Below are 26,637 nucleotides of genomic sequence, written 5' to 3'. Positions count from 1 at the left end.
CATATGAACGTTCACATGTCGTGGCTCCTCGGCGCCGGCCTGCTCTGCATGGCCGGCGCTGTCTCCGCGCTCGAGGCGCAGGGAGTTCCTGGAGCCAATCCGAACCCGATCCACCTCGTCCGTCCGCACACTGCCCCGCTCTCCGCGATGGCGCAGCTCGGCCGGCAGATCTTCAACGACGCCTCGTTGTCGTCGTCGGGGGCGCTGTCATGCGCGTCCTGTCACAGTGCGGATCACGCTTATGGCCCACCTACTGACGAGCCGGTCATGCTCGGCGGCTCGACCCTGTCGCAACAAGGCGCGCGCGCGGTCCCATCGCTGACCTATCTCGAGCGTCAGCCGAATTTCAGCATCGGCCCCGATAAGGGCGACGACGAGAACCTCGTCGACCTGGCGCAGATGGCTGCGATCGCACAACAAGCCCCGCGCGCGAAGAAGATCGCGACGCAGAGTGCAGCTTCGGCGGCGAACATCGTGCCGCAAGGCGGCCTGTTCTGGGACGGACGCGCTGACACGCTGCAGGATCAGGCGCTGTTTCCCCTGCTCGACCGGCGCGAGATGGACGGTGGCAGCATCGAAACCGTCGCCGGCAAGCTGCGCCACGCGCCCTATGTGGAGAGCTTCATCGGCCTGTTCGGCGCCAACATCTTCAACAATCCCCGACTGCTGGTCTCGGAGGCGATGTTCGCTGTCGCCCGCTATCAGCTCGAAGAGCCGAGCTTTCATCCCTACAGCAGCAAGTTCGACTACTGGCTGGAGGGCAAGGCGCAGCTGAGCGCGAGCGAACTGCGCGGCCTGCAATTGTTCAACGATCCCGACAAGGCCAATTGCGCCGGCTGCCATCCTTCCAGCCCTACCCGCGACGGGCTGCCTCCTCTCTTCACCGACCATCAGTACGAGGCACTCGGCGCGCCGCGCAATGCAGCGCTGGCCGACAACCATGATCCAAGCCATTTTGATTTGGGCGCCTGCGGTCCGCAGCGCACCGACATCGCCGACCAGACGCAATATTGCGGCATGTTCCAGACCCCGACCTTGCGCAACGCGGCGACCCGCCGCGCATTCTTCCACAACGGCGTCTTCCGTACTCTGCAGCAGGTGCTCGATTTCTATAATTTCCGCGACACCAATCCTGAGAAGGTCTATCCGCGCGCGGCCGATGGCACCGTGCAGAAATACGACGACCTACCCGCGAAGTACCGAGCCAATGTCGACGTGACCGATCCGCCGTTCGACCGCAAAGCGGGGGAGAGTCCAGCGATAACCGCGCAGGACGAAGCCGACATCATCGCCTTCCTGAACACGTTGACCGACGGCTATCAGCCGAAGCCTTGAGCGGCCCGCCTGATCATCCCCTGATCGCTGGTGTCGCCTCTCGCCATCAGCGCAGCAGGGCCGCGAGCCGGCCGATGCCCTCCGCGATCGTCGGTTCCTGCGGCAGCGAATAGGACAGCCGGATCGTGTTCGCTCCGCTGCCGTCGTGAAAGAAAGCCGCACCCGGGACGAACGCCACCTTGGCCTCCTCGACGGCCCGCTCCAATAACGCCGCACCGGACATGGATTCCGGCAAGGTCGCCCACACGAACAGGCCGCCCTCCGGCCTGGTCCAGCTCACGCCCGACGGCATCTCGGCCTCGAGTGATCCCAGCATGGCGTCGCGCTTGCGCCGGTAATGCGCGCGCGCCGTCGCGATCAACTCGGCGTGCCGGCCGCCTTCGACCAGCCTGTGCATCACCATCTGATTGATGGCCGATACGTTCAGGTCGCTCGCCTGCTTGATGAGCACGAGACGGCCGATGATAGCGCGCGATGCGCAAACCCAACCGACGCGGAGGCCGGGCGCGACGGTCTTCGAGAACGTCCCGAGATAGATCACCCGCGAGCGGTCCAGCGAGCCGCTGCGGCCGGCATCGATGGCCTGCAGCGCCGGGAGCTCGTCCCCTTCGAGCCGCAGCGCCGAATAGGCGCTGTCTTCGAGCACCGGCACGTCGAGCTCGGCGGCCAGGTCCAGGATGTCGCCGCGCGCGGCCAGCGAGAGCGTATCTCCGGTGGGGTTGGCGAAGTCGGGCACGACATAGGCAAACTTGACGCGCGCGCCCGACGTCGCTTTCGCGGCCTCGTCGGCATAGGACGCCGGCGTCCGGTTGGAGGCGTGCGGGCGGATCACGTCGTAGCGCGGCTCGTAGGCCGAGAAAGCCTGTAGCGCGCCGAGATAGGTCGGAGCGGTGACCAGCGCCGTATCGCCGGGGGTGAGCAGCAGCTTGCCGAGGAAGTCCAGCGCCTGTTGCGAACCCGACGTGATGAGGATGTTGTCGGCCGACGCTGGGACGCCGCGCCCAGCCATGTGACCGGCAATCCATTCGCGAAGCGGAGCGTAGCCCTCGCTGACCGAATATTGCAGCGCCGCCGATGCGCCGGCCTGGTCGGCGAGAACCTCGCCATAGGCTTGCGTCGCCGCTGCTGCAGGAAACAGTGCGGGATCGGGAATCCCGCCGGCGAAGGAAATCACCCCAGGTCGTTCGAGCAGCTTGAGCAGCTCACGAATTTCCGATGCCTTCATGCGCTCGGCGCGGCGCGCGTAGATCGGTTGCCAGCTGGACATGATTCCACCCCGAGGAGCTTTGAGAGTTTATGTCAGTATAATTGACCTATTTTCGGCGAGACGCAAGACTCAAAATTCAATCAAAAGTTGAATTGTTATGCCGCAGATCCTCGGACGACAGCGAGGGGGCGGCGTCAGATCACGGGCCAGGGTCTTACGGCTGTGTGCGCTCGAGCTGCTCGTGCTTAAAGAGCCGAGCGCGCTTTACGAGGGTCGCTTGCGCTTGTGCGCAAACGGATTGGCCTTCTCGCGCAAGGTGATGCGAACCGGGGTGCCAGGCAGATCGAACGTGTCGCGCAGCGAATTGGTGAGGTAGCGCAGATAGGATTGCGGGATCGCGTCCGCCCGCGAGCAGAACAGCACGAAGCTCGGCGGCCGCGCCTTGGTCTGCGTGATGTAGTTGAGCTTCAGCCGCCGGCCCGAGACCGCCGGCGGTGGACTGGCCGCGATCGCCTGCTCGAACCAGCGATTGAGCGCCGAGGTCGGCACGCGCTTGTTCCAGACCGCATAGGCGCGGACGATCGCCTCCATCAGCCGGTCGATGCCCTCACCCATCAGGCCGGAGACTGCAACGATCGGAGCGCCTGCGACCTGCGGCAGCCAATGATCGGCATCGGCGCGCAGCGCCGAGATCTGGCCGGGCTTGCCGTCCATCAGGTCCCATTTGTTGACCGCAATCACCAGCGCGCGGCCCTCGCGCTCGATCAGATCGGCGATGCGCAAATCCTGCTCCTCGAAGCGGTTCTGCGCGTCCATCATCAGGACCACCACCTCGGCAAAGCGCACCGCGCGCAGCGCGTCCGCTACCGACAGCTTCTCCAGCTTTTCCTCGATCCGCGCACGGCGCCTCAGTCCGGCCGTGTCGTAGATGCGGAAGCCGCGGCCCTTCCAGTCGATCTCGACGGCGATGGAATCGCGCGTGGTGCCGGCCTCGGGACTGGTGAGCAGCCGCTCCTCGCCGAGCAGATGATTGATCAGGGTGGACTTGCCGGCGTTGGGACGGCCGACGATGGCGACCCGGATCGGCCGCTGCGCGCGCTCCTCGTCGGTCTCCTCGTGCTCGTCCTCATCAGACGCAGGAGGCACGAGCTGGCTCACGGCGTCATAGAGCTCGCCCATGCCTTCGCCATGCTCCGCCGAGATCTGGATGGGATCGCCGAGGCCGAGCGCATAGGACTCCATCGCGCCGGCTTCGCCGTGCTTGCCCTCGCTCTTGTTGGCGAGCAGCAGCACCGGCTTGTTGGCGCGGCGGGCGAAATCGGCGAAGGCGCGGTCGGTCGGGGTCAGGCCGACGCGGGCGTCGATCACGAAGAACAGAGCGTCGGCAAGCTCGATCGCGGTCTCCGTCTGCTCCTGCATCCGCGCGGTCAGCGAGCCCTTGGCACCCTCGTCCAGTCCCGCGGTGTCGATCACCGTGAAGGCGAGGTCGCCGAGACGGGCCTCACCTTCGCGGCGGTCGCGGGTCACCCCCGGCAGGTCGTCGACCAGCGCCAGCTTCTGTCCGACCAGGCGGTTGAACAGAGTGGATTTGCCGACATTGGGCCGGCCGATGATGGCAATCGTGAACATGATGATCCAATGCGCCCCTGGTGCGCTTTACGCCGAAAGCTCTAGCTCAATCGGCCAGCGACTGGAATGACGCGCCGGAACAGTCGGTCAAAGGATTAACGGCTGAAGGAGCCGCTCGGCATCGGCGCCGGGAATGAACCGGACGTGCCTGATTGCTGCTGCGGCTGGGCGGCCGTTGTATCGTCCTGGGGCGGTGCCGTGGTGCGGCGGCGGGCGATCTTCTTGGGCTTCGGCGCGGGCGGCACGCCTGCGGCGCCCTCCTCGACCGCAGCGGCCTCGCCATCCTGCGGCGGCTGGTCGACCGGCGCGGCAGCGGTGTGCCTGGCTTTCTTGCCCTTCTTCGCCTTAGGCTCCTCGGCCGGCGGAGGCTGCACAGGCTGAGCCGCCTGCTGCTGCTCCTCGGTCTGCTGCTTTTCGACCTCGCCCTTGTAGAGCTCCTTCGGCACGCCCTGCTCGAGCCCGGGCACGCCCTCCGGAAACACCGGCTTGCGGTCGCCGGGCAGCTTCTTCTTGGTGTCGAGAAAATCGAGCAGATCGCTCGGGTCGAAACTGCCGCCGCTCGCACAGCCGCCCAGCACGCTGGAGAACGCGAACAGGATGGTGGCGGCAATCAAGCGTTGGTGGCGGCGCATGGTCGGTCCCCCGTTCAAACGTAAAGTCCTGCCGTCGGGCTTCGTCAGCTCTTGGCCACGGGCGGCAACAAGGCCTGCAGCGCCTCCGCGCGCGAGCGCAGCGCCGGCGGCGTCTCGCCATCGAGCGCGATCATGTCCAGCCATTGCCGGGCCGCAGCCGCATCATTGCCGCGCCATGCGGAGAGGGCCAACAGCTCCCGCGCGGCGTGCCGGAACGGTGCGCCAGCCCCGGTGTCGCCTTCCAGGCGCTGCTTCATGTCCTGATAGCTTGCCGTATCGACGAGCAGGCCGGCGGCGCGAAGCCGCGCCAGCGCCTGCTGCTCGCCGCCGATGCTGCGGTCGGCCGCCAATTCGTCGTAGAGCTTGGCCGCCGCCTGCTTGTCACGTGTCGCGGCCTCGGCAGCCTCGCGGAAACGGGCCAGCATGCGATAGCCGGACGGCGCCCTGCCGGCCAGATCGGCGAACGCCTTTTCCGCCTCGGCGTGCTTGTTCTGGTCAGAAAGTTCCACGGCCTTGTTGAAGGCGGCGCCCGCATCGGCGGCCTTCTGCCCCTCGAGATATTGGTAAGCGCGCCAGCCGCCGACGCCGGCGACGACCAGGAGCGCCACCGCAATGATGAAAATCGAATACCGGTCCCACAGCTGCTTGAGCTGCTCGCGGCGGACCTCTTCGCTTACTTCATCAAAAAATTCAGACACTTAGCGATGTCCCATGATAACCGCTGTGAGGTGTTTCGCGTGCGGTATTAACGTGCCGGCGAGCGCCCAGCCCCCGATATGTGGCGCCGATACCGCGCCGATATGGCGGAGGCAAGGCCGGCCTTGCGGAATCAAGAGCTTAATACCGGTTTTGCGTCGCTCCCGCCGGAACGCGGCTATCATGCCCTCACCGCTTCGCGCAACTGCCTTCTGATCCCCTCGCGTGGAACGGGCTCGGTTCTCAGGTCTTGGTCTTCATGTCGTAGACATGTTCGGCGGCCGGAAAGGCGCGCGAGCGGACATCCGCCGCATAGGCCGCCACGGCCTCCTCGATGGCGGGTCCGAGATTACCGTAGCGGCGAACGAATTTCGGCACTTTCGGCGACAATCCGAGCATGTCCTCCAGCACCAGCACCTGACCGTCGCAAGCTGCGCTGGCGCCGATACCGATGGTTGGAATAGCGACGTCTTGCGTGATCTTGCGCGCCAGCGGCTCGGCGACCGCCTCGATCACCATCGAGAAGGCGCCGGCCTCGGCGATTGCGCGCGCATCGTTCTCGATCGGGGCCCAGCTGTCCGCCTCGCGCCCCTGGGCCTTAAAACTTCCGAGGGTGTTGATCGATTGCGGTGTCAGACCGATATGCCCCATCACCGGAATCCCGCGCTCGGTCAGAAACCGCACCGTCTCGGCCATCCGCACGCCGCCTTCGAGCTTGACCGCGCCGCACTGCGTCTCCTTCATGATCCGCGCCGCCGAATGGAACGCCTGCTCTTTACCGGCCTCATACGAGCCGAACGGCATGTCCACCACGACCAGCGCCTGGCGTGAACCGCGCATGACGGCGCTCCCCTGCAGGATCATCATGTCGAGCGTGACCGGCACGGTGGTCTCGAAGCCATGCATGACGTTGCCGAGCGAATCCCCCACCAGGATCACATCACAATGCCGATCGACCACCGCCGCAGTGTGGGCGTGGTAGGAGGTCAGCATCACGATCGGCTCGCCGCCCTTGCGGGCCCGGATGTCGGGAGCCGTCTTGCGCCGGGTCGTGGATTGGACCGACATCGTCAGCTCCCCATCACGGGAATGCCGAGCACGACCGGGTGGAAGGCGAAGGCTAGCGCCAGATAGGCGACGATCCCGACCACTACCGCGATCAGATCGTTGCCGATGCCGCCGACAGGAATCGGCGGGGCGCCCGGATCGGCACGGCGCTTCAGCGAGATGCGATCGTACACCGCCCAGGCCAGGATCGAACCGAACAGAACGATGCCGCCGAGATCGCCATTGGCGAGCAGATGGCCGAATGCCCATAGCTTCACGCCTGCCAGCATCGGATGCTTGACGGCCCTATAGATGCGGCCGCGGACATAGGCTGCGACGACCAGGATCACCGCCGGCAGCATCAAGGCGATGTTGAGATGCTTCAGAAATTTCGGAGGATTCCATACGGCCTGGAACTCGTCGGCGCGATAATGCGCAAAGCCCCAGACGATCAAGGCGAGGCCGGCCAGCGCCACCAGCGAATAGACGATCTTGTAGGTCCCTTCGCCCATGGACGCGATCAACCGCGCCCGCGCCCCGCGCTGCGCCGTGAACACATGGGCGCCAAGAAATAGCACCAGCCCCACCACCATCACCAGAAGTCCCACGATCGATCCCCCTCTTGCGTGCTGGCGTCAGTCAGACCCCCGTATCATTTTTGGTGGTCGCATCGCAATGTGTCGGCAGCAGTCCGCACTTCAAGTCACTGTTTCTCCGACGACGTCTTCCCGAGGTCGCGATTATCGACGTAGCGGATCGCGATGGGACGCCCGGCGAGCGCGCCGCCCAGATTGGATGAGAACTTGAGCGGCAGGCACGACTGGAGCGAACTGTTGATCGCCTTCAGATAGGTATCGCGCGTATCGGCCGAGACACCTGACGTCGCGTAGGTCAGCCGCGGTGAGCCGATCATCTCGCCGTCGCGCTTGAAGCTGAAGCGCACCGTCATCTGCATGCCCTCGCGCGCGGCATCCGCCGCCGGCGGCGTCCAGCAGGACCTGAGCGCTGCGAACAGATCGCCGATATTATCGAGATCGTGGTCGGGCTTCTGATACTTTGCCGCCTGATCCTTTGCAGGCACGCTCTGCACCGTGAGCTGCAGATTCTCCCCGTACGGATAGTCCATTTCCGGTATGCACGGCCACGGCCCATAGACGCCGCAATAGGACGGCGTGCACGGCCCTTCGTCGAGCACGCTGCAGGGCGTGTGGGCAAACGGCACCGGATTGATCTGGCGAGCGCGCCGCTGTGCGGAAGCCATCGCGGGGACCAGCAGCAGCAGGATCAGGCAAAGACGCAGCATGGATGACACCAGGGATCGCTCACGAGAAGGTGGTCGCGGCGCCCGCCGACACAAGACCAATCCCGTTCACGTCTGCGCGTTCCGTCTCCTCGCGCGGCCGACTCGACCCTGGCGCCGGAACTTGGTTAGATCACGGCAACTGCGACCTCACGAAAGACGAAATATGAGCCCGTCCACACGCCAGACCACGATCAACATCATCAATCCCAACATGACGGAATCGATGACCGCGCTGATCGCGAAGGCTGCGCAGACGAGCGCGAGCCCGACGACGCGCGTCGTCGGCCGGACTGCGCGTTTCGGCGCCGCTTCGATCGAGGGACATTACGACGAGGCCCTGGCGACCATCGGCATGTTGAAGGAAGTGGCCGAGGGCGATGCGGCCGGCTGCGACGCCCATGTCATCGCCTGCTTCGGCGATCCTGGCCTGCTCGCCGCGCGCGAGCTCTCCGCCGCACCCGTGCTCGGCATTGCGGAGGCGGCCATGCACGCCGCGAGCTTCGTCGCCACCCGCTTCAGCATCGTCACCACGCTGTCGCGCACCAAGATCATCGCCGAACATCTGGTGCGCAACTACGGCATGGAGCATAGTTGCCGCAAGGTTCGCGCCGTCGATGTGGCGGTGCTCGATCTCGACAAGCCGGAGGCCAATGTCCGCGGCATTCTGCTCGACGAATGCCGCGATGCGCTTGATAACGACGGCATCGGCGCGATCGTGTTGGGCTGCGCCGGGATGGCGGATCTTGCGCAGGAGCTGTCCGGCGAGCTCGGTATTCCCGTGATCGACGGCGTCGCCGCGGCAGTGCGCTTTGCCGAAGCGCTGGTGGGACTGGGGCTGAAGACCTCCAAGCACGGAGATCTCGCCTTCCCCCTGGCCAAGGCCCGCACAGCGATTTGAGGTCCTGCCCACCCGGGCAGTTACGAAACCGCGGATGACGCTCCACATTTGGGATCACCCCTGTTTGGAGCCGCCCATGTCCAATCTGCCCGTGTCCGATCTGTCCGCCCTCACCTCGCTGTCGTCAGCCCTCAACGCCATCGTCGTACAAGCCGCTGGCGCGGTCGTGTCCGTCCACTCCCACCGCTCCCGTGCGACCGGCTTCGTCTGGAAGCCCGGCCTTGTGGTCACCGCCGAGGAGGCACTGGCCGACGAGGGCGAGATTACGCTGGTGTTTGCCGACGGCAGCACGCGACCGGCGACTATCGCGGGCCGCGATCACACCACCGACGTCGCCCTGCTCCGCTTCGAGGCTGCGGGCCTTCCCGGCACGCTCACGCCCGCAGGACTCAAGAACGCGGTGCCGCCGCTTGCCTCGCTTGCGGTGGTCGTCGCAACTGATGATGGTGCGCCAACCGCGGCGCTCGCGATGGTCTCGAAATCGGCCGGCGCCTGGCGCAGCCTGCGCGGCGGCGAGATCAGCGCGCGTATCGAGCTCGGCACCCGCCTGCGCCGCAGTCAGGAGGGCGGCTTGGTCCTCAGCGCCGATGGCAGGGCCATCGGCATGGCGGTGCTGGGTCCGCGCCGGACGCTGGTGATCCCTGCGGCCACGATCGAACACGTTGCCGGCAGGCTCGAAACCCACGGCCGGATCGCGCGCGGCTATCTCGGCGTCGGCCTGCAGCCGGTGAAGCTCGATGACGGCATCGGCGCGATGGTGATGAGCATCGACAAGAACGGCCCGGCGGCGGCCGCCGGCCTGCGCCAGGGCGATGTGCTCACCGCGCTCAACAATCAGTCCTTCAGCAGCATGCGGGCCTTGATGCGCGAACTTGGCCCCGACAGTGTCGGTGCCGTGGTCGACGTGGCGGGCCTGCGCGGCGGCGAGCCGGTCCGCTTTGCGCTCACCATCGGCGAGAGGCCGGCCGCGTGACGGAGGAGACGAGGCCGCCGATCGTCATCGCGATCAATCTCGACGATCCCGATCTTGCGGACCGGCTTGCGGCGCTGCTCGGAAAAGTCGGCGGCCTGCGCCTGGCGGCGCCGGGCGAGCCTGCCGATGTCGTCGTGGTCGCGCCGCAGCCTGCCGAGGACGGTACCGCCGACAGTTTTCAGCTCACCGCGCGCGAACGCGACGTGCTGGCCCTGCTCGCCGAAGGAGCTTCGAACAAGGAGATCGCCCGCGCGCTCGGCATCTCCGTGCACACGGCCAAATTCCACGTCGGCTCGTTGTTGGACAAGCTCGACGCCACCGGCCGCACCGATGCGGTCGCCCACGCCGCGCGGCACGGGATCATCAATTTGTAGAGCTACGGCTTGTCATTCCGTAGAGCGCAGGTCCATCCACTGGTCATTCCGGGGCGCGCGGAACGCGCTCGTTCCGCGCAACATGACGCGAAATGGATTCCGGGCTCATCGCTTCGCGATGCCCCGGAATGACGAGGTGGACAGCCTTTGTCCTCGCGAGGACGACCGACCTTAGATGATCAAATCACGCCCGCTTCTTCACGTCCTTGACGTTGGAGAAGGTGATGCCCTCGGCGCGCTCCTTGGTGTAGCCGAGATAGAACTCGTTCTTGGCCAGGAACACCGGATCGCCATCGACGTCGTCGGCGACGCCGGAATTGTTGGCAGCGATGAACGCCTCCAGCTTCTTCTTGTCGTCACACGAGATCCAGCGCGCCAGCGAGAATTCCGAGACTTCGAATTCGACCGGGAGTGAATATTCGGCATCGAGCCGCGCCTTCAAGACGTCGAGCTGCAGCGGGCCGACGACGCCGACCAGCGCCGGTGCACCATCGCGCGGCCGGAACACCTGCACGACGCCCTCCTCCGACATCTGCTGCAGCGCTTCCTTCAGTTTCTTCGCTTTCATCGCGTCCGTCAGTCGCACGCGGCGGACGATTTCCGGCGCAAAGCTCGGCACGCCGACGAAGGTCAGGTCCTCGCCCTCGGTCAGGGTGTCGCCGATGCGAAGCGAGCCGTGATTGGGAATGCCGACGACATCGCCGGCAAAGGCCTCATCCGCCACCGAACGGTCCTGCGCGAAGAAGAATTGCGGGCTCGACAGCGGCATGGTCTTGCCGGTGCGCACCAGCTTCGCCTTCATGCCGCGGCTGAGCTTGCCCGAGCACAGCCGCGCGAAGGCGATGCGGTCTCGATGGTTGGGATCCATGTTCGCCTGGATCTTGAACACGAAGGCGCTCATGCGCGGCTCGGCCGCGTCGACCTTGCGCAGGTCGGAATCCTGGGCGCGCGGCGACGGCGCATAGCGCCCGAGGCCTTCGAGCAGATCGCCGACGCCGAAATTGCGCAGCGCGCTGCCGAAATAGACCGGGGTTAGATGGCCCTCTCGGAACGCCTCCAGCTCGAACGGCTTGCAGGCTTCCCTGACCAGTTCGAGCTCGTCCTTGATCTGGCCGATATCGAGATTGGCATTGATCTTGGAAAGTTCGCCGATCTCGATCTGCTGCGCAGCACCGGTCTTGGCGCCGCCGCCTTCGAGCAGGCGCACGCCGCCGTCACGGATGTCGTAGGTGCCGATGAAGTCGCGGCCGCGGCCCACGGGCCACGTCATCGGGGTGGTGTCGAGCGCCAGCGTCTTCTCGATCTCGTCCATCAGCTCGAAAGTATCGCGGCTCTCGCGATCCATCTTGTTGATGAAGGTGATGATCGGGATGTCGCGCAGGCGGCAAACCTCGAACAGTTTTCGCGTGCGCGCCTCGATGCCCTTGGCGGCGTCGATCACCATGACCGCGGAATCGACCGCGGTCAGCGTGCGGTAAGTATCCTCGCTGAAGTCCTCGTGGCCCGGCGTGTCCAGCAGGTTGAACACGAGCCCCTCGAACTCGAAAGTCATGACCGAGGTGACGACCGAGATGCCGCGCTCGCGCTCGATCTTCATCCAGTCCGAGCGGGTGTTGCGGCGCTCGCCCTTGGCTTTGACCTGTCCGGCCAGATTGATGGCACCGCCGAACAGCAGCAGCTTTTCCGTCAGCGTGGTCTTGCCGGCGTCCGGATGCGAGATGATGGCAAAGGTGCGCCGTCGTGCCACCTCGTCGGAGAGCGGCGAGCGGATTGGCGTTTCGGTCATAAGCGCGGAATCGGACATGAGGCGGCGAGCGTCTTGAGGGCGTCGGACGTGATGTGTGACGGGAAGCGCGCGGGATCACGGCCGCCGCGCACCCTTCATATAGGGGTTTTGCAACGCAACTCCAACCGGTGAAATGCCGCCCGAGCGGTCGCTTCGGTCACTGCCGCAGCACCGAGACCAGCCAATAGGCCAGCGCGGCGACCAGGGCCGAGGCCGGAATCGTGAAAATCCAGGCATAGACGATCGATCCGGCCACGTTCCAGCGAACGGCCGAGGCCCGGCGGGCCGCTCCGACCCCGACGATGGCGCCCGTGATCGTGTGGGTGGTCGAGACCGGCACGCCCAGCGCGGTCGCCATGAACAGCGTGATCGCGCCCCCGGTCTCGGCGCAGAAACCCTGCATCGGGGTCAGCTTGGTGATGCGCAGGCCCATGGTGCGCACGATCCGCCATCCGCCCATCAGGGTGCCCAGCGCCATCGCCGCCTGGCACGACAGCACGACCCAGAATGGAATGCCGAAGTCGCCCCCGAGATACCCCTGCGAATAGAGCAGCACCGCGATGATGCCCATCGTCTTCTGGGCATCGTTGCCGCCATGGCCGAGCGAATAGAGCGAGGCCGAGGCGAACTGCAGGATGCGAAAGGCCCGGTCCACCGCAAACGGCGTGGAGCGCACCGAAGCCCAGGAGACGATCGCGACCAGGATCATGGCCAGGACCAGCCCGAGCAGCGGGGACAGCACGATCGCAAGCACCGTCTTCGACAGCCCGCTCCACACGGTCGCCGACAGACCCGCCTTGGCCACCCCTGCCCCGACCAGGCCCCCGATCAAGGCGTGGGAGCTGGACGATGGAATGCCGGCCGCCCAGGTGATCAGGTTCCAGGCGATGGCGCCGAGCAGCGCGGCGAAGATCACCTGCGCGTCGACGACCGAAGGTTCGATGATGCCGGTGCCGATGGTCTGGGCGACATGCAGACCGAACACCCCGAAGGCAATGAAGTTGAAAAAGGCCGCCCAGAACACCGCATATTGCGGCCGCAGCACCCGCGTCGACACGATCGTCGCGATGGAGTTGGCGGCGTCATGCAGCCCGTTCAGGAAATCGAAGGCGAGCGCGACCGCGATCAACCCGACCAGGAGCGGAAGACCGAGAGGAGCATCCACGACGGCGCCCTACACCTGTTCGATCATGATCGAATTGATCTCATTGGCGACGTCGTCGAAACGGTCGGCGACCTTCTCCAGGTGGTCGTAGATCTCGGCGCCGATGATGAAGTCCATGGTGTTGGCGTGGCGGTGCTTGAGGAACAGCTCCTTCAGCCCGATGTCGTGGAGATCGTCGACGCGGCCCTCGAGCTTGGTCATCTCTTCGGTGATGGCGGTGATCATCGGCACGTTCTGGCCGATCGCCCGCAGCAGCGGCAAAGCCCGGCCGGTCAGATTGGCGCATTCGACCAGGAGCCCGCCCATCTCGCGCATGGTCGGCTCGAACTCCTTGACCTCGAACATCATGACCGCCTTGGCGGTCTGCTGCATCTGATCGATCGCGTCGTCCATCGAGGTGATCAGACTCTTGATATCTCCGCGATCGAACGGCGTGATGAAGGTCCGGCGAACAGCCGTCAGCACCTCGCGGGTGACGTTGTCGGCCTCGTTCTCGAACTGGTTGACCCGTTGGCAGTGCATAAGGATGTCATCGCCACCCTTCAGCATGTCCTGCAGCGCCAGTGCCCCCTCGATCACCACCTTGTTGTGGCGAGCGAACAGGTCGAAAAAGCGCTCCTCCTTGGGGAGGACGGCGCGAAACAAGTGCAGCATAAGACGAGATCCATCGATCGGAAACGGGCCGAGGGCGGCCCGTCACAAATCTGTCATAACGCGGATCGCGTTCCGATAGAAGCGGAAGCCTCGTCGTCCACCGCTTTCTTGGGCAAAAAATTGCTGCAATATCAACGGCTAGAGCGAGCGCCGAAACAAATGGGCGATCTCGCCGACCACGCCGCGGCGGAAGGTCAGCACACAGGCGACGAAGATCACGCCCTGGATCACTGTCACCCACTGGCCGAACCCGGCCAGATATTGCTGCATGGCGATGATCACGAAGGCGCCGACGACCGGTCCGAACACCGTCCCCAGACCACCGACCAGGGTCATCAGCACGATCTCGCCCGACATCGACCAGTGCACGTCGGTCAGCGAGGCGTTCTGCGCCACGAACACTTTCAGCGCGCCGGCAAAGCCTGCGATCGTCCCCGACAGGATGAAGGCCAGCAGCTTGTACTGGTCGGTCTTGTAACCGAGGGAGATGGCCCGCTGCTCGTTTTCCCGGATCGACTTCAGCACCTCGCCGAAGGGCGAGTTGATGGTCCGGAAGATCAGCAGAAAGCCGGCGAGAAAGCCCACCAGCACGACATAGTACAGGACCGTCGACTTCGACAGATCGAAGATGCCGAACAGGTGCCCCTGCGGGATGCCCTGGATGCCGTCTTCGCCATGGGTGAACGGCGTCTGCAGATAGATGAAATAGAGCAACTGCGACAGCGCCAGCGTGATCATCGAGAAATAGATGCCCTGGCGCCGGATCGAGATATAGCCGGTGACGACCGAAAGCGCGAAGGCTCCCGCGACGCCGACCAGGATGCCGAGCTCCGGCGGCAAGCCCCACACTTTCAAGGCGTGCGCGCTGCAATAGCCGGCCGTGCCCAGGAACATCGCGTGGCCAAATGACAGCAGGCCGCCATAGCCGATCAAGAGGTTGAAGGCGCAGGCGAGCAGCGCAAAGCACAGCGCCTGCATCACGAAGAAGGGATAGATCCCGGTCCACGGCACCAGCGCAAGCAGCGCTGCCATGATGACGAAGGCGATCATTTCGTCGCGCATCGCGCGCGGGGTGATCGGCAATGTAGCGTCGGTGATCGAAGTCATGTCAGGCGGCCCGTCCGGTCAGACCCGTCGGCTTCACCAGCAACACCAGGACCATGAGTACGAAGACCACGGTGTTGGAAGCCTCGGGATAGAAATACTTGGTCAATCCCTCGATCACGCCGAGCGCAAAGCCGGTGATGATCGAGCCCATGATCGAGCCCATGCCGCCGATCACGACGACCGCGAAGACGACGATGATGAGGTCGGCCCCCATCAGCGGGCGGACCTGGTTGATCGGCGCCGACAATACGCCGGCGAGCGCGGCAAGACCGACACCAAGCCCGTAGGTCAGCGTGATCATGCGTGGCACGTTGATGCCAAAGGCACGCACCAAGGTGGGATTTTCGGTCGCGGCGCGCAGGTAAGCACCGAGCCGGGTGCGCTCGATCAGGAACCAGGTGGCGACGCAGACGACGAGCGAAAACACGACGACCCAGCCGCGATAGACGGGCAAGAACATGAAGCCGAGATTCATGCCGCCGCGGAGCTGCTCCGGGATCGAATAGGGCAGACCAGAGGAGCCGAAATAGTTCTGGAAGACGCCCTGCACGATCAGCGCGATGCCGAAGGTGAGTAACAGGCCGTAGAGATGGTCGAGGCCGGCCAGCCACTGCAGGAGCGTGCGCTCCAGGATCATACCGAAGATCCCGACCGCGATCGGCGCCAGGATCAGCGCCCACCAATAGCCGAGGCCGGTGACGTTCAGGAGAAAATAGGCGCAGAACGCGCCCATCATGTAGAGCGCGCCATGGGCGAAGTTGATGATGTTGAGCATGCCGAAGATGACGGCAAGCCCGAGACTGAGCAGCGCGTAGAACGAGCCGTTGATCAGTCCGACCAGAAGCTGTGCGTAGAGGGCTTGCATCCTTGGTGTCTCTTCGTCGTTTCGCTCGTCGTCGATTGCGTTGGCGTCGTTTGGCGACGTCTATCCTGGTGCTTTCCGTCCCGGCATCCGTCGGCGCAAGGCCTCGACGTCCGTCAGACGCCGAGATAGCTGTGCAGCTTGTCCATATTGGCCGGCAGTTCGGCATTGGAAAAGCCGTCGATCACCTTGCCGTGTTCGACGACGAAATAGCGGTCGGCCACGGTGGAGGCGAAACGGAAGTTCTGTTCGACCAGGAGGATCGTAAAGCCCTCCTTCTTCAGCCGCGCGATGGTGTGGCCGATCTGCTGAATGATCACCGGAGCGAGGCCCTCGGTCGGCTCGTCCAGCATCAACAGGCTCGCACCGGTGCGCAGGATGCGCGCGATCGCCAGCATCTGCTGCTCGCCGCCGGAGAGCTTGGTCCCCTGGCTCTTCAAGCGCTCCTTCAGGTTCGGAAACAGCTCGAAGATCTGCTCGAGCGAAAGTCCGCCGGCGCGGACTACCGGCGGCAGCAGCAGGTTCTCACGCACGTCCAGGCTCGCGAAGATGCCGCGCTCCTCCGGACACAGCGCGATGCCGAGCCGCGCGATCTTGTCGGAGGTCATGCGGATCAATTCGCGCTCGTTGAAGCGCACCGAGCCTGTGCGCTTGCCGATGATCCCCATGATCGACTTCAACGTCGTGGTCTTGCCGGCGCCGTTGCGGCCGAGCAGCGTAACCACCTCGCCGGCATTCACGTTGAAGTTCATGCCGTGCAGGATGTGGGATTCGCCGTACCAGGCCTCGAGATTCTTGACCTCGAGAATGGTGTCGGTCGCAGTGGTCTCTGCGCCTCGGGTCGCGACCATCACCTCAGGCATGACCGGCTCCCAGATAGGCTTCCTTGACCCGTTCGTCCTTGGAGAGTTCGGAATAAGGACCTTCGGTCAGCACCTGGCCGCGCGTGAGCACGGTGATGATGTCGGAGAGATTGGCGACGACGCTCAGATTATGTTCGACCATCAGGATGGTGTACTTGGCGGAGATCCGCTTGATGAGCGCCGCGATCTTGTCGATGTCCTCGTGCCCCATGCCGGCCATCGGCTCGTCGAGCAGCATCATTTCCGGATCGAGCGCCAGCGTCGTCGCGATCTCAAGTGCACGCTTGCGTCCATACGGCATCTCGACCGCCGGCGTGTTGGCGAATTCGCTCAGGCCCACGTCGTTCAGAAGCTCGTGCGCCCGGCCATTGAAACGGTTCAGCACCGACTTGGAACGCCAGAAATCGAACGAGCTGCCGTGCTGGCGCTGCAATGCGACGCGGACGTTCTCCAACGCCGTCAAATGCGGAAATACCGCCGAGATCTGGAACGAGCGGACCAGCCCGAGGCGCGCGACATCGGCCGGCGCCATCGCGGTAATGTCCTGCCCGTTATAGACGATCTTGCCGGCCGAAGGCCGCAGGAACTTGGTCAGCAGGTTGAAACAGGTGGTCTTGCCGGCCCCGTTCGGGCCGATCAGCGCATGGATGCTCCCGCGGCGAACCTTGAGCGAGACATCGCGTACGGCGAAGAACCCCGCGAACTCCTTGGTCAATCCGTGGGTTTCGAGAATGAACTCATCAGCCAAACAAATTTCCCCCTGCCCGGCGCCATCAAAGCGGACGCCCGGATCATTATTCGTTCTCGGCTGACCCTTTGGAAGCCTGGACATTTCCTTTGACTATCCTAGGCCGGCCGCCTCCTGGCGCGGAATATGCCGTCAAACGAGGCAGTTAGGCAAGGCGGAAAGCTGTGCATTCACATCCCCGCGGCGAACATTGACCTGTCGTTGAATAAGCCAGCCAATTCGCGCTCTCAGAGAATCTCTTGCGCTCGTCTGCCGCCTGATCCGATGCGATTCACAGCCGGAGCGCAGCTTAGACATTTCGAATGCATCATGGCTTCGCGTCGTCCGACAAATTGAGCAGTGCGATCTCAAGTTGCTTGCTCAGGCTGTCTACGCATGTCCGCTGCATGTGCGCGCGACTACATGAGGCTCCGCGCCCGCGATCGATCGTGAACCCGTGCACCGCACGCGTGGCAACACCAGGACGGATGATCAGCTCGATTGAAATCCCCGCGACCATGTGGGAGCCGATCCAACCAATCATTTTACCGAGCCGACATTGCGAATCCGGTATTGAAGGCTGTATGTGCTCCTGCAATTGCGAACTCGGACCCGCATTGAAGCGGCCGGGCAAAGGCCATTTGATTCGGGCTGCGAGCTATGGAATTTGAGAGTGCCGGCCCTTCGGTTGTCAAATCCATCAGGCAGCGCGTTTTGCTGAACGCTTGGTTGCGCGCGAGGCAGAACGAACGGCCCTTGCCCGGGCTCGCCGGCTTTCACCCCGAGGACATCGCCGACGAGTTGCCCGACATGATGCGCTTCGCTGTCGAAACCGAGGGGGCAAGCGTTCGCTTTTTCATCACCCAGGAAGGCGCACGCCTGACCACTACCTACGGCGGCGACCACCTTCGGCCAGAGGAGCGGATCAATCGCTATCTGGACGATGCAATCGGACCGGAACGTTACGCCCGGGTCGCGCCGTACTATCTCGCCTGCGTCCGCCACAGACGGCCGACCTATTCGATCGCGACGGTTTGCGATGCCGATGGCAAGGAGGTCAGCTTCGAACGGCTGCTGCTTCCATTTGGCAACGACGACGGAGTCGAACAGATCGTCGGCTCCTACAAGTCCATCAGCATCGAAGGCGCGTTCCGGCTGGCTAATCTGATGGGACCCGACGCGCGCTGCGCACCCGTGCGGGCGGTCAACACCGTGATCAACGTCGAAACCGTCATGCAGTCCGCGCTCGGTGCCGACGATGACGTCGACATCGTCGAGGCCAGCTGATCTGAACTTCAGATACGCCCGGCCCCTACTTCGCAGCCTTTACCTCTTTGGCATAGATGTCCGGCTTGAATCCGACCAGGAGCTTGCCGCCGAGATCGAGCACCGGACGCTTGATCATCGAGGGCTGCGCCAGCATCAGCGCGATTGCCTTGCTTTCGGTGAGATCTTCCTTGTCGGCGTCGGGCAACTTCTTGAAGGTCGTGCCGGCACGATTGAGCAGCGTCTCCCAACCGAGTTCGTCGCTCCATTGCTTGAGCCTGCTCTTCTCGATTCCTGCCGTCTTGTAGTCGTGAAAGTCATACGCGACGCTGTGGTCGTCGAGCCAGGCACGCGCCTTCTTCATGGTGTCGCAGTTCTTGATTCCGTAAATCGTGATGCTCATGCAAGGCGTCCTCAAAAGCCTGTGTACAGCCGCAGCTCTCGCACCGTTCGCGACATTTTGCCATCGTGCCAGGGCTTGAACTGACCGGCTTTTGACAGCTGCAACAGCAAGAGTTCCATGGGTAACTTGTCGTCGTGCTTTGCCACGAAACTGTCCGCAGAGCATTACAATTTCTTCGCATCGCCCGCGTATCAGGCCCGCAGCAGGAGGCCGCGATGGGCAAGATCATGGTACGTTGTCCGCAGACCGGGCAGACCATCGAGACGGGAATGGAGATGGATGCCGCGCGCTTTCAGCGTATGCCGGTGTTCTTCTCGCGTTCATATTGCCCGCACTGCCGCATCCACCATGAATGGTTTGCCGCCCATGCCTGGGTCGAGGATAGCCGTCACGGCAAATCGGTCGAGGTGGCCTGACCACCAGCCGCGGCTCGTCCTGCAACGCCAATCCGTGCTTAGAAGATCGAGTTTCAGATTATCACGAACGCATTCACTCGCCGGGATCACTGCTCAGCGGGGAGTTCGAATCCCCGGGCATCAGGCAAGGAAACAGCTCCTTGAACTTGAACTCGGTCTCGCCCGGTTCGCGGTCGAAGCGCAAAACGACGTCGAAGCGCTTGCTCGACCAGTGCGCCGGAAGGTCCTGCTTATTGCTGACCGGCAGCCGCGGAAGAATATCGGAAACGATGGCCTTGTGCTCCCAGGACACCAGCACGACGCCGGAGAGGTTGAGCAGCGCCGCTACGAGCGCAGCCTCGTGGCCCTTGCCAAACGTGATGTCCGGCTTCGATAGCCCGACCCGCGCAGCGAGCGACTGCACCGTTTCATACGGCCGGCGGCTCGGCTCGGAGTCTCTGGTGCCGCTGTCGGGATCGGCGGCATAGATCGCGTGTGGCGTGGGATAATCGGTTCCACCGAGCCCGCTGCCGAACAGCGCGGTCCATGCCCCCGCCCGCTCCCAGCCGCTGATCACCAGCGCTTTCGGATCTTCCTGACCCTTGTGGGTGAGGCCGGGGCCGGTGATGTCACCATCAGGTTTTTCGGCATGGCGGATGATCAGGATGGTCAGCGCGTTCATGTTGTCCTCCCTGTTGCGTGCGTGACGCACGGATCCAGTGGGTGGGCGTCGCACGAAGTTTAACAACTTCCGCGGGAACGCATACCGTCTTCAAGGCCGCGCTTCGCCCAGCGATGGCGATCGAATGTCAGGCTCTGGTGCGTCGCTCGCCGCCGCCCATGCTGGGCTGTCCGATCCAGGCGCGGTTCAGAAACCGCACGGTGAGTGGCGGCTCAGCCCGGCCGCCGATCCGCACCTGCGCCTCCTGATAGGGGCCGACGGTCCGGAGCGCGTCCGGCAGCATGGGATAGATGCGCCGCAGCCAGCGCACTGCCCGTTGGGCGCTGCGCTGCTCCGCCGTGCCAAACGGCAGGTCGAACGCAAGACGCAGCCGCTCCGGCAGCATCTGCGCTGTCAACGCACGATACCAGAATGGTGGAGCCAGCCGCGTGGCCGCGCCGGAAAAGATGCGATGGGCGATGTCGCGCGCGGCCGCGCTGACGGTGAGAACGTCGGACTCCAGCATCTCAGTCGCGTAGGCCTGAAACCCGCCCCAAGTCGGTGCGAGCGCCTCCTGTGGAATGCCGAACAGAGTCGCAAACAGCTTCGCCTCGGTCCAATAACGCTCCCGCTCCACGGGGCCGAGCGGAGCCAGCATCAGATCATGCGCCAGCAGCGCCGTTTCCACCAAAGTGGCATGAACCCAGCGCAATGCATTGACCTCGTTGGCACAATAGCGCGAGCCAGCAGCGAACGGCCCGACGGTCTCGGGCATCTCACCCACCACCGCCGCGTGCCGCCGGTACAGCCGCTGGGCCACCGCAATCGCCTGATCGCGGGTGCCGAACACCATGGTGAAGACGATGTTGAAGGTGCGGTGGAAACGCCCAAGCGGATCGGCAAATACGTGCGACTGATCGGCGATGCCCGCCGCGACCCAGGGATGCGCCAGTTGCAGCAGTAACGCGCGCCCCGCTCCCAAGAAGATCGCGGCCTCGCGATTGACCTGCCACGTCACGCTCTCAGGTCCGAAGATTCCGCCGCCGCGCGCTTCGGGCGCGGCGCGCACCATCTCGAGGCAATGATCGAAATCTGCTGCCGAGACGGTCACGGCCGTTTCGGGATCTCCAGCCCACGCTGGACTGCCGGTCGCGCCAGCCCGTGCTCCAGCCAGGCCGGCACATGTCGCAGGTCGTCAAAGGCAACGAGCTCGCGCGCGCCGTAGAAGCCGATGAGGTTACGGACCCAGCCGAGCGAGGCGATATCGGCGATCGTATACTCGTCGTCCATGATCCACTGCCGGCCGGCGAGCCGCCCCTCGAGCACGCCGAGCAGGCGCTTGCTCTCGGCGACATAGCGCTCCAGCGGCCGCTTGTCGGCGATCTCCTTGCCGGCGAATTTGCGGAAGAAGCCGACCTGGCCGAACATCGGCCCGATGCCGCCCATCTGAAAATGCACCCATTGCAGCGTGTGCCAGCGTCGCGCCGGATCGGACGGGAGGAGCTTGCCGCTCTTCTCGGCGAGATAGTGCAGGATCGCCCCGGACTCGAACAGACCAAGCGGCTTGCCGCCCGGTCCGTCGGGATCGATGATCGCCGGAATCTTGCCGTTCGGATTGAGCGAGAGGAATTCAGGTGACTTCTGCTCGTCCTTGCCGAAATCGACCGTATGAGCCTCGTATGGCAGACCGATCTCCTCGAGCATGATCGAAACCTTGCCCCCGTTCGGGGTCGGCAGTGAATAGAGTTGCAGTCGATCCGGATGCTGCGCCGGCCAGCGCCTGGTGATCGAAAAGCTGGAGAGATCGGTCATCTTGTGGCTCGCGCGAAATGGCTCGACGTCAATCTATGACGCAGGAGCCAAGGGGCAAGGCCCCCCTCTTGGGAACGGCACAGCTGCAAAGCGAGTTACAGCAATAGCACAGGAGGAGGACATCATGCCCAGTCCGACCTATGAGCTGATCGCGCAGGCCATGACGGAGCGCAAACAGGTGCTCTGCGTGTACGAGGGCTTTGCCCGCGAGGTGTGTCCAATCATCCTGGGCCACAAGAACGGACGGGAGAAGACGCTGGCTTTTCAGTTCGCAGGCGCCTCCAGCAAGAACTTGCCGCCGGGCAGGCGATTGGAAGTGTCTGGAGCTTGCAAAGATGAGCGATGTCACACTGCGTGCCGGCCCCTGGTATTCAGGCAGCAGCCACACCGAGGCGCAACACTGCGTCGATGACGTCGATATCGATGTGAACCCGGAGAGCCCTTACGACCCGAAGCGGCGACTCGTAACCAACGTCGGTTCATCTCGGTCCCGCAAAAGACCCCGGCGTTGATGCCGCTTATTGCGGCTCGCGCGTCCGCGTCCGCAGCAGCGCCGGCAGTTTCGCCGTCGCATCGTGCTGCTCGAGCTTCACGACGGCCCACCGCAGCAGCGCGCTGGCGCCCTGCTTCACCAGCACCTTCATGCCGCGAAAGCTGAAGTCGATCACCACCTCATGATAGCGCATGCCCTTGCCGCCCTTGACCAGGCCAAGGTCGCGCACCAGGCAATAATGCCCATCGCTCATCCGCGCCATTCGGGTGTTCTCGAACATGGCTTTACCATGCACCGCTTTGCCAATCCGTCAATCTTGACAGGAACGACTCATGAACCGAGCACTTGGGAGGCCGGACGGCGCGGTGCATAAGGCAGCGTCGGCCCGTAGCCGAAGCGCAGGACGAGGTCCGGGCGCTTGGCCGTCCCGATCAGCCGTGCGAGCTCCGGCCGCAAGCTCGCCACCTCAATGGGCTGGTTGATGAAGGCAAGCTTCAATCCGAGCCGCGTCGCCTCAAGCGCGAAGCGCTGGCACGCCTGTCCCACTTTGATCCAATGCGCAGATGTGGCTTCGTCGCCGATGAAGATCGCCAGACCGGCCGAGGATGCGATCTGGCGCGCATATCTATCGTTCTCCGAAGCAGCACTGATCACATGGTCGAAGGCGATGCGGCCCAATGCGGTCGGCAAAGATGGATTTCCGCTCGCAGCCGAGAACAGTCCGTCCCCCATCTCCATGGCGCTGCGAGGATTGAAGCGTACCCACTGCTCAAGCTCGCGCATGAAGGCGGGATTGGCCATCTGCGCGGAATTACCGGCAATCACGAGGTCTCCGATCTTCGCCATCTCCGCGCGCGCAGTGACGACGACAAGATTGACGCCTGGTTCGGCACCGGCGGCTTGCAGCTTAGCGAGATCGGCGGCAGGGACCGTGCGGCCATCATAATCCGCGCGCGTCGACTGCCGTTTCGCGATGGCTGCAAGCAACGGCTCCGGCCGGGGCTGTCCGCTTGCGAAGGCGTAGCGCACCCCAGACGCGTCCGGCAGCACGGCGATCTCACCGGGACGACCGCTCGCAGATGCTGCAGTCGCAAGGTTGGTCGCAGCGCAGCCGAGGCTGACAAAAAGATGATGATCGTCCGGATCGACGACCGGCGTGCGCCTTGCAAAATCCGGCAGGATGTCGATCGCCTCGCCGGTCACACGAAAGCGCCAGGGCTGGGTATTGTGGCTATTCGCCGCGAGGACAGCGTAACGGATCACATCGGCGATGTCGGACGTCATCGCTGCGCGGAGCTGCGCAGAATAGGCCTCGTAGTCCGCCATCGATCCGGCCGCCCTGCGCCATGCCGAGAGGCCCGTGCCGGCGGCAAGCAGAGTGCCGGCGCCAATGAGCAAGGTTCGTCTGTTCATGCGGTGTCGTGCCGAAGCTAAAAGCGCCGACACGAATTCTGCATCGGCTCTCCGGCCGATGCGTTGCCGCAGATCAAGCTGCTCCGCAGCGCTCCGAAAACAGGACCCGTTTAGCCGCCCTTCTCGTCATCCAGGCTGACGAGCACCGCGGCATTGGCAATGATGATCGCATCGACGCCCTGCTCGGCTGGAATTTCCAGCCCGCCTTTCACGGCGGTGACTTTGACCGTGCCATAGGGCAGCTCCTTGGCGACCGCGTCGGTGTCGACAGTCTCAGGATTGGGTACCGCAACCGTGACGTCAACGAACATGTCGTGCGGCGTCTTGCCGAGCAGGCGGAAAAAGCCCACGCTCGAATGGCGGATCGCGTCCGAGACCGCGCGCTTCGCAGCCTTCGTGGCATCGCGCCCGTGCACGTCGACACCCATGCCCATTTCGGTGATACAGCGCACGCGTGCCATGAAAACATCCTCTCAAAATCGGCTCATTGGTTCAGAGCTACGGCGGCTTTGGCGGCGCGTCGCGAGCGACACTCCAGCGCCTTCACCGTCAGCGCCACGACGACGAGCGCGCCGCCGAGACAGCTGACGCCGATCCAATGATGCGTGGTCCAGGCGAACGTTGCAACGGCAGAACCGAAAGCTCCGCCAAGAAACATGCCGGTCATGAAGATCGTGTTGACCCGGCTGCGCGCCTCCGGATCGAGCGCAAAGATGATGTGCTGGTTGGAAATCAGCGCGCTCTGAATGCCGAAATCGAGCAGGACGACGCCCAGCGCCAAGGCTGCAAGCGTAGCCCACAGGCCGAAAATAACCCACGCCAACAACACCAACGTGGCGCCGAGCCAGATCATGACGTGCGGGCCGCGGCGATCCGCGGCTTTGCCGGTGAACGGCGCAGCGAGAACGCCGACCGCGCCGACAACTCCGAACAATCCGGCGACATCAGCACCAAGATGGAATTGGGGACCTTGCAGATAGAGCGCCAGAATGGTCCAGAAAGCGCTGAAGGAGCCGAACAGCGCCGCTTGCACCAGGGTCGACGTGCGCAGTGCGGGCTGCCGCATCCACAGCGTGGCGAGCGAACGCAGCGCGGTGTGATAGCCCATTCGCGAGGCCGCCGCATGATCCGGCAAGGCGACCGCCATCAATAGCGCGGCCACCAGTGCGAGCGGGACGCCGAGCCAGAACATGTCGCGCCATCCGGCATGCTCGCCGACGAAGCCCGACAGGGTACGGCTGAACAGGATGCCCAGCAGAAGTCCGGACATCACCGTGCCGATGGTCGCGCCGCGCCGTTTGGCAGAGGCCAGCGATGCCGCGAACGGCACGATCTGCTGCGCGACGGTGGCGCCGGCGCCCGTCAAAAGCGAGGTGATCGCAAGCCAGATCGCCGAGGGCGCAAGCGCCGTTGCAGCGAGCGCCGCGGCAAGCAGGACGAACTGAGCGATGATCAGCGTGCGGCGCCGGTGGATATCGCCGAGCGGCACCAGGAAGAACAGCCCCAGGGCATAACCGAGCTGGGTGGCGGTCGGAACGTAGCCGGCCGCCGCCTGGCCATGGAACTCGCGCTCGATCAGCCCCAGCATCGGCTGGTTGTAATAGATATTGGCGACGGCAATGCCGGTCGCCGCCGCCATGGCGAGCAGCGTCCCGCGCCCAATCTCGCCTGCCCTGGCGACGGGCTGCTTCGTCTCGACCGCTTTCATCCTGGAAATCCCTTTTCCTGCTGCAACGCAATAGCAGGAAAGGTCGCGGCAAATCGACTGTCGGTCGGGATAGCAGCCCTGTGCTGCCTGTATGACCGAAGCCCTTGCGGCGAGCGCAGAAGCTGTTCGCGATGGAGGATTTGGGGCCATGATAACCGCAAAGCGCTCTCGCAGGTATTGCCTCTCGCCGATACCCAGCGCTACGGGCTGGTCGGCTCCTGTGCGAGGACATCGCCGTGGAATGCCGCCTCCGCCTCCTGCCGCAGGCGCTCCGGCTCCTCAAGATAGCGCGGCGAATAATGGAAGGTCGTGAGCCGCCTCGCGCACGCCTTGCGCGCGAGCTCGCCGGCTTGCGTTGCGGTCAGGTGCCGGCGCTGACGGGCGATGTCCTCGTCAGCTCCCGCGAACGCGCTCTCGATGAAGAGGTGATCGGCCTCCTTCGCAAGCATAAGGACGTTCTCGACATTCGCCGGCGTGAAGGCAGCATCGGTGACATAGGCGATGCGCTGTCCCGGCCCGCTCTTGAGCACATGCCGACGTAATCGGCCGAGCAGTTCGACGCGACCATTGCCGACATCGATCAGCGTCTCATCGCCCTCACCTCGCCGCGCAGCACTCTTGGCGCGATTGAGCCAGGGCCCAACCTGCAGCCCCAGTGCATTCACCCCCTCAGTCCAGACGTTGACACGCAGGGCTTCCTGCAACGCGAATCCCAGGCAAGGAAGGCTGTGCTCCAGCATCCGCGACTCGATCCGCACCTCGCCATCGTCGAACACGACGCCCTCGGGCAATGGGGTGAGACCCAGCGGCCGAGCTTCGAATGCGTCACGCGCCCTGAACGTGACCGATCGCGTCAGACGGTCTTCGACGAACTCAGCCGCGACGATCGAGAAATCGGGCGAATTCTCCCCGAGCAGATTCCATTCATAAGCGGCGAGCTTGGCGGCGATGCCATCGATCAGGCCTGCCGGCCCGACGATACGAAGAACTCCTTCATGGTTGAGACGCACTCGCAGCAACCGGTCGAAGCCGCAGAAATGGTCCAGGTGACGGTGGCTGACGAAGACGTCGCTCACCCGCAACAACTCCCGCGCCGACAACGGACCGAGGTCGCCGAGATCGAACAGCATCGCGCGACGGCCAAAGCGAAAATCGACGTAGAGGCCGGGATCGCCGAATACATCATTGATCAGACGCGACTGGACCAACCAGCTCATGGTGACCTGCT

General features: G+C 64.1%; 29 protein-coding genes. 6 read left to right on the top strand and 23 right to left on the bottom strand.

The window, feature by feature from the left end; all coding sequences use genetic code 11:
- Window positions 1–15: 15 nt before the first annotated feature.
- A complete protein-coding gene (locus tag QXZ85_RS18025) occupies window positions 16–1,335 on the top strand; it encodes a cytochrome-c peroxidase (RefSeq protein ID WP_315704239.1) in 1,320 nt (439 codons plus the stop codon).
- A gap of 46 nt (window positions 1,336–1,381) precedes the next feature.
- Here the strand turns inward: QXZ85_RS18025 and QXZ85_RS18020 are convergent, their stop codons facing one another.
- The 7 genes from QXZ85_RS18020 to QXZ85_RS17990 form a co-directional block, all read right to left on the bottom strand.
- Window positions 1,382–2,602 carry a PLP-dependent aminotransferase family protein gene (locus tag QXZ85_RS18020; RefSeq protein ID WP_315704240.1) on the bottom strand — a complete coding sequence of 407 codons (1,221 nt, stop codon included), beginning with the start codon at window positions 2,600–2,602 and terminating at the stop codon, window positions 1,382–1,384.
- A gap of 204 nt (window positions 2,603–2,806) precedes the next feature.
- A complete protein-coding gene (der, locus tag QXZ85_RS18015; protein WP_315704303.1) occupies window positions 2,807–4,174 on the bottom strand; it encodes a ribosome biogenesis GTPase Der in 1,368 nt (455 codons plus the stop codon).
- A gap of 92 nt (window positions 4,175–4,266) precedes the next feature.
- The gene (locus tag QXZ85_RS18010; RefSeq protein ID WP_315704241.1) at window positions 4,267–4,803 is read right to left on the bottom strand and encodes a hypothetical protein; all 537 of its coding nucleotides are present in this window, start codon (window positions 4,801–4,803) and stop codon (window positions 4,267–4,269) included.
- A 44-nt stretch (window positions 4,804–4,847) separates the two neighbouring features.
- Window positions 4,848–5,501 (bottom strand): tetratricopeptide repeat protein, encoded by a 654-nt coding sequence (locus tag QXZ85_RS18005; RefSeq protein ID WP_315744421.1) that lies wholly within the window; start codon window positions 5,499–5,501, stop codon window positions 4,848–4,850.
- A 241-nt stretch (window positions 5,502–5,742) separates the two neighbouring features.
- Window positions 5,743–6,567 carry a 3-methyl-2-oxobutanoate hydroxymethyltransferase gene (panB, locus tag QXZ85_RS18000; RefSeq protein ID WP_315704243.1) on the bottom strand — a complete coding sequence of 275 codons (825 nt, stop codon included), beginning with the start codon at window positions 6,565–6,567 and terminating at the stop codon, window positions 5,743–5,745.
- A 2-nt stretch (window positions 6,568–6,569) separates the two neighbouring features.
- Complete coding sequence (locus QXZ85_RS17995; RefSeq protein ID WP_315704244.1) at window positions 6,570–7,154, bottom strand: NnrU family protein; 585 nt, start codon at window positions 7,152–7,154, stop codon at window positions 6,570–6,572.
- Window positions 7,155–7,249: 95 nt separating this feature from the next.
- Window positions 7,250–7,849 (bottom strand): hypothetical protein, encoded by a 600-nt coding sequence (locus QXZ85_RS17990; protein ID WP_315704245.1) that lies wholly within the window; start codon window positions 7,847–7,849, stop codon window positions 7,250–7,252.
- A gap of 163 nt (window positions 7,850–8,012) precedes the next feature.
- Between QXZ85_RS17990 and QXZ85_RS17985 the strand changes: the two genes are divergently transcribed.
- The 3 genes from QXZ85_RS17985 (at window position 8,013) to QXZ85_RS17975 (ending at window position 10,094) form a co-directional block, all read left to right on the top strand.
- Window positions 8,013–8,747: an aspartate/glutamate racemase family protein gene (locus QXZ85_RS17985; protein WP_315704246.1), complete on the top strand. Its 735-nt coding sequence runs from the start codon at window positions 8,013–8,015 to the stop codon at window positions 8,745–8,747.
- Between the two features lie 76 nt (window positions 8,748–8,823).
- Window positions 8,824–9,720: a S1C family serine protease gene (locus QXZ85_RS17980; RefSeq protein ID WP_409977498.1), complete on the top strand. Its 897-nt coding sequence runs from the start codon at window positions 8,824–8,826 to the stop codon at window positions 9,718–9,720.
- Window positions 9,717–10,094, top strand: coding sequence for a helix-turn-helix transcriptional regulator (locus tag QXZ85_RS17975; RefSeq protein ID WP_315704247.1), 378 nt, complete (start codon window positions 9,717–9,719; stop codon window positions 10,092–10,094). Before QXZ85_RS17980 ends, QXZ85_RS17975 begins: the two co-directional genes overlap by 4 nt.
- A gap of 184 nt (window positions 10,095–10,278) precedes the next feature.
- Here QXZ85_RS17975 and QXZ85_RS17970 read toward each other — a convergent pair whose 3' ends face one another.
- From QXZ85_RS17970 to QXZ85_RS17940, 7 genes are all read right to left on the bottom strand, one after another.
- Window positions 10,279–11,898: a peptide chain release factor 3 gene (locus tag QXZ85_RS17970; protein ID WP_315707306.1), complete on the bottom strand. Its 1,620-nt coding sequence runs from the start codon at window positions 11,896–11,898 to the stop codon at window positions 10,279–10,281.
- Between the two features lie 139 nt (window positions 11,899–12,037).
- A complete protein-coding gene (locus QXZ85_RS17965; protein WP_315761742.1) occupies window positions 12,038–13,045 on the bottom strand; it encodes an anion permease in 1,008 nt (335 codons plus the stop codon).
- A 9-nt stretch (window positions 13,046–13,054) separates the two neighbouring features.
- Complete coding sequence (locus tag QXZ85_RS17960) at window positions 13,055–13,699, bottom strand: DUF47 domain-containing protein (RefSeq protein ID WP_315707308.1); 645 nt, start codon at window positions 13,697–13,699, stop codon at window positions 13,055–13,057.
- 138 nt (window positions 13,700–13,837) lie between these two features.
- Window positions 13,838–14,806, bottom strand: coding sequence for a branched-chain amino acid ABC transporter permease (locus QXZ85_RS17955; protein WP_315707309.1), 969 nt, complete (start codon window positions 14,804–14,806; stop codon window positions 13,838–13,840).
- Window position 14,807: 1 nt separating this feature from the next.
- Window positions 14,808–15,671, bottom strand: a complete 864-nt coding sequence (locus tag QXZ85_RS17950; RefSeq protein ID WP_315707310.1) for a branched-chain amino acid ABC transporter permease — start codon at window positions 15,669–15,671, stop codon at window positions 14,808–14,810.
- 113 nt (window positions 15,672–15,784) lie between these two features.
- Window positions 15,785–16,531 (bottom strand): ABC transporter ATP-binding protein, encoded by a 747-nt coding sequence (locus QXZ85_RS17945; RefSeq protein ID WP_315767766.1) that lies wholly within the window; start codon window positions 16,529–16,531, stop codon window positions 15,785–15,787.
- Window positions 16,524–17,279 (bottom strand): ABC transporter ATP-binding protein, encoded by a 756-nt coding sequence (locus tag QXZ85_RS17940; RefSeq protein WP_315707312.1) that lies wholly within the window; start codon window positions 17,277–17,279, stop codon window positions 16,524–16,526. Before QXZ85_RS17940 ends, QXZ85_RS17945 begins: the two co-directional genes overlap by 8 nt.
- Window positions 17,280–18,014: 735 nt before the next feature.
- On the opposite strand from QXZ85_RS17940, the gene QXZ85_RS17935 reads away from it, so the two are divergent.
- Complete coding sequence (locus QXZ85_RS17935; RefSeq protein ID WP_315745442.1) at window positions 18,015–18,545, top strand: hypothetical protein; 531 nt, start codon at window positions 18,015–18,017, stop codon at window positions 18,543–18,545.
- Between the two features lie 25 nt (window positions 18,546–18,570).
- Here QXZ85_RS17935 and QXZ85_RS17930 read toward each other — a convergent pair whose 3' ends face one another.
- Complete coding sequence (locus QXZ85_RS17930) at window positions 18,571–18,927, bottom strand: ArsC family reductase (protein WP_315745444.1); 357 nt, start codon at window positions 18,925–18,927, stop codon at window positions 18,571–18,573.
- Window positions 18,928–19,142: 215 nt separating this feature from the next.
- Here QXZ85_RS17930 and QXZ85_RS17925 point away from each other — a divergent pair, with 215 nt between their 5' ends.
- Window positions 19,143–19,343: a hypothetical protein gene (locus tag QXZ85_RS17925; RefSeq protein WP_315707315.1), complete on the top strand. Its 201-nt coding sequence runs from the start codon at window positions 19,143–19,145 to the stop codon at window positions 19,341–19,343.
- Between the two features lie 73 nt (window positions 19,344–19,416).
- Here the strand turns inward: QXZ85_RS17925 and QXZ85_RS17920 are convergent, their stop codons facing one another.
- From QXZ85_RS17920 to QXZ85_RS17885, 8 genes are all read right to left on the bottom strand, one after another.
- Window positions 19,417–20,004, bottom strand: a complete 588-nt coding sequence (locus QXZ85_RS17920; protein WP_315745445.1) for a histidine phosphatase family protein — start codon at window positions 20,002–20,004, stop codon at window positions 19,417–19,419.
- A 127-nt stretch (window positions 20,005–20,131) separates the two neighbouring features.
- Entirely contained in the window at window positions 20,132–21,094 is a 963-nt protein-coding gene (locus tag QXZ85_RS17915) for an oxygenase MpaB family protein (protein ID WP_316174568.1), read from the bottom strand.
- The gene (locus tag QXZ85_RS17910) at window positions 21,091–21,795 is read right to left on the bottom strand and encodes a glutathione S-transferase family protein (RefSeq protein WP_316174567.1); all 705 of its coding nucleotides are present in this window, start codon (window positions 21,793–21,795) and stop codon (window positions 21,091–21,093) included. Before QXZ85_RS17910 ends, QXZ85_RS17915 begins: the two co-directional genes overlap by 4 nt.
- A gap of 518 nt (window positions 21,796–22,313) precedes the next feature.
- Entirely contained in the window at window positions 22,314–22,541 is a 228-nt protein-coding gene (locus QXZ85_RS17905; RefSeq protein ID WP_315707329.1) for a hypothetical protein, read from the bottom strand.
- A gap of 77 nt (window positions 22,542–22,618) precedes the next feature.
- A complete protein-coding gene (locus QXZ85_RS17900) occupies window positions 22,619–23,701 on the bottom strand; it encodes an Acg family FMN-binding oxidoreductase (RefSeq protein WP_315745449.1) in 1,083 nt (360 codons plus the stop codon).
- Window positions 23,702–23,811: 110 nt separating this feature from the next.
- Window positions 23,812–24,162 (bottom strand): Lin0512 family protein, encoded by a 351-nt coding sequence (locus QXZ85_RS17895; protein ID WP_315707321.1) that lies wholly within the window; start codon window positions 24,160–24,162, stop codon window positions 23,812–23,814.
- A 23-nt stretch (window positions 24,163–24,185) separates the two neighbouring features.
- Window positions 24,186–25,409 (bottom strand): MFS transporter, encoded by a 1,224-nt coding sequence (locus QXZ85_RS17890; RefSeq protein WP_315745450.1) that lies wholly within the window; start codon window positions 25,407–25,409, stop codon window positions 24,186–24,188.
- Between the two features lie 200 nt (window positions 25,410–25,609).
- Window positions 25,610–26,626, bottom strand: coding sequence for an MBL fold metallo-hydrolase (locus tag QXZ85_RS17885; RefSeq protein ID WP_316174566.1), 1,017 nt, complete (start codon window positions 26,624–26,626; stop codon window positions 25,610–25,612).
- Between the last annotated feature and the right edge of the window lie 11 nt (window positions 26,627–26,637).

The organism is Bradyrhizobium sp. SZCCHNGR1005 (assembly GCF_032489995.1).
Lineage (GTDB): Bacteria > Pseudomonadota > Alphaproteobacteria > Rhizobiales > Xanthobacteraceae > Bradyrhizobium.
Note: the sequence above shows the minus strand (reverse complement) of the source record. Positions and strands in the feature narration are given on the sequence as shown.

Excerpts from the sequence above, each read along its gene's own strand:
- QXZ85_RS17980 (WP_409977498.1), top strand. The coding sequence starts at position 8,824 with ATGTCCAATCTGCCCGTGTCCGATCTGTCCGCCCTCACCTCGCTGTCG.
- QXZ85_RS17990 (WP_315704245.1), bottom strand. The coding sequence starts at position 7,849 with ATGCTGCGTCTTTGCCTGATCCTGCTGCTGCTGGTCCCCGCGATGGCT.
- QXZ85_RS17930 (WP_315745444.1), bottom strand. The coding sequence starts at position 18,927 with ATGAGCATCACGATTTACGGAATCAAGAACTGCGACACCATGAAGAAG.
- QXZ85_RS17910 (WP_316174567.1), bottom strand. The coding sequence starts at position 21,795 with ATGACCGATCTCTCCAGCTTTTCGATCACCAGGCGCTGGCCGGCGCAG.
- QXZ85_RS17945 (WP_315767766.1), bottom strand. The coding sequence starts at position 16,531 with ATGCCTGAGGTGATGGTCGCGACCCGAGGCGCAGAGACCACTGCGACC.
- QXZ85_RS17950 (WP_315707310.1), bottom strand. The coding sequence starts at position 15,671 with ATGCAAGCCCTCTACGCACAGCTTCTGGTCGGACTGATCAACGGCTCG.
- QXZ85_RS17905 (WP_315707329.1), bottom strand. The coding sequence starts at position 22,541 with ATGAGCGATGGGCATTATTGCCTGGTGCGCGACCTTGGCCTGGTCAAG.
- panB (WP_315704243.1), bottom strand. The coding sequence starts at position 6,567 with ATGTCGGTCCAATCCACGACCCGGCGCAAGACGGCTCCCGACATCCGG.
- QXZ85_RS17970 (WP_315707306.1), bottom strand. The coding sequence starts at position 11,898 with ATGTCCGATTCCGCGCTTATGACCGAAACGCCAATCCGCTCGCCGCTC.
- QXZ85_RS17925 (WP_315707315.1), top strand. The coding sequence starts at position 19,143 with ATGGGCAAGATCATGGTACGTTGTCCGCAGACCGGGCAGACCATCGAG.
- QXZ85_RS17885 (WP_316174566.1), bottom strand. The coding sequence starts at position 26,626 with ATGAGCTGGTTGGTCCAGTCGCGTCTGATCAATGATGTATTCGGCGAT.
- QXZ85_RS18010 (WP_315704241.1), bottom strand. The coding sequence starts at position 4,803 with ATGCGCCGCCACCAACGCTTGATTGCCGCCACCATCCTGTTCGCGTTC.
- QXZ85_RS17920 (WP_315745445.1), bottom strand. The coding sequence starts at position 20,004 with ATGAACGCGCTGACCATCCTGATCATCCGCCATGCCGAAAAACCTGAT.
- QXZ85_RS17960 (WP_315707308.1), bottom strand. The coding sequence starts at position 13,699 with ATGCTGCACTTGTTTCGCGCCGTCCTCCCCAAGGAGGAGCGCTTTTTC.
- QXZ85_RS18020 (WP_315704240.1), bottom strand. The coding sequence starts at position 2,602 with ATGTCCAGCTGGCAACCGATCTACGCGCGCCGCGCCGAGCGCATGAAG.
- QXZ85_RS18025 (WP_315704239.1), top strand. The coding sequence starts at position 16 with ATGTCGTGGCTCCTCGGCGCCGGCCTGCTCTGCATGGCCGGCGCTGTC.
- QXZ85_RS17955 (WP_315707309.1), bottom strand. The coding sequence starts at position 14,806 with ATGACTTCGATCACCGACGCTACATTGCCGATCACCCCGCGCGCGATG.
- QXZ85_RS17985 (WP_315704246.1), top strand. The coding sequence starts at position 8,013 with ATGAGCCCGTCCACACGCCAGACCACGATCAACATCATCAATCCCAAC.
- QXZ85_RS17890 (WP_315745450.1), bottom strand. The coding sequence starts at position 25,409 with ATGAAAGCGGTCGAGACGAAGCAGCCCGTCGCCAGGGCAGGCGAGATT.
- QXZ85_RS17895 (WP_315707321.1), bottom strand. The coding sequence starts at position 24,162 with ATGGCACGCGTGCGCTGTATCACCGAAATGGGCATGGGTGTCGACGTG.
- QXZ85_RS17900 (WP_315745449.1), bottom strand. The coding sequence starts at position 23,701 with ATGAACAGACGAACCTTGCTCATTGGCGCCGGCACTCTGCTTGCCGCC.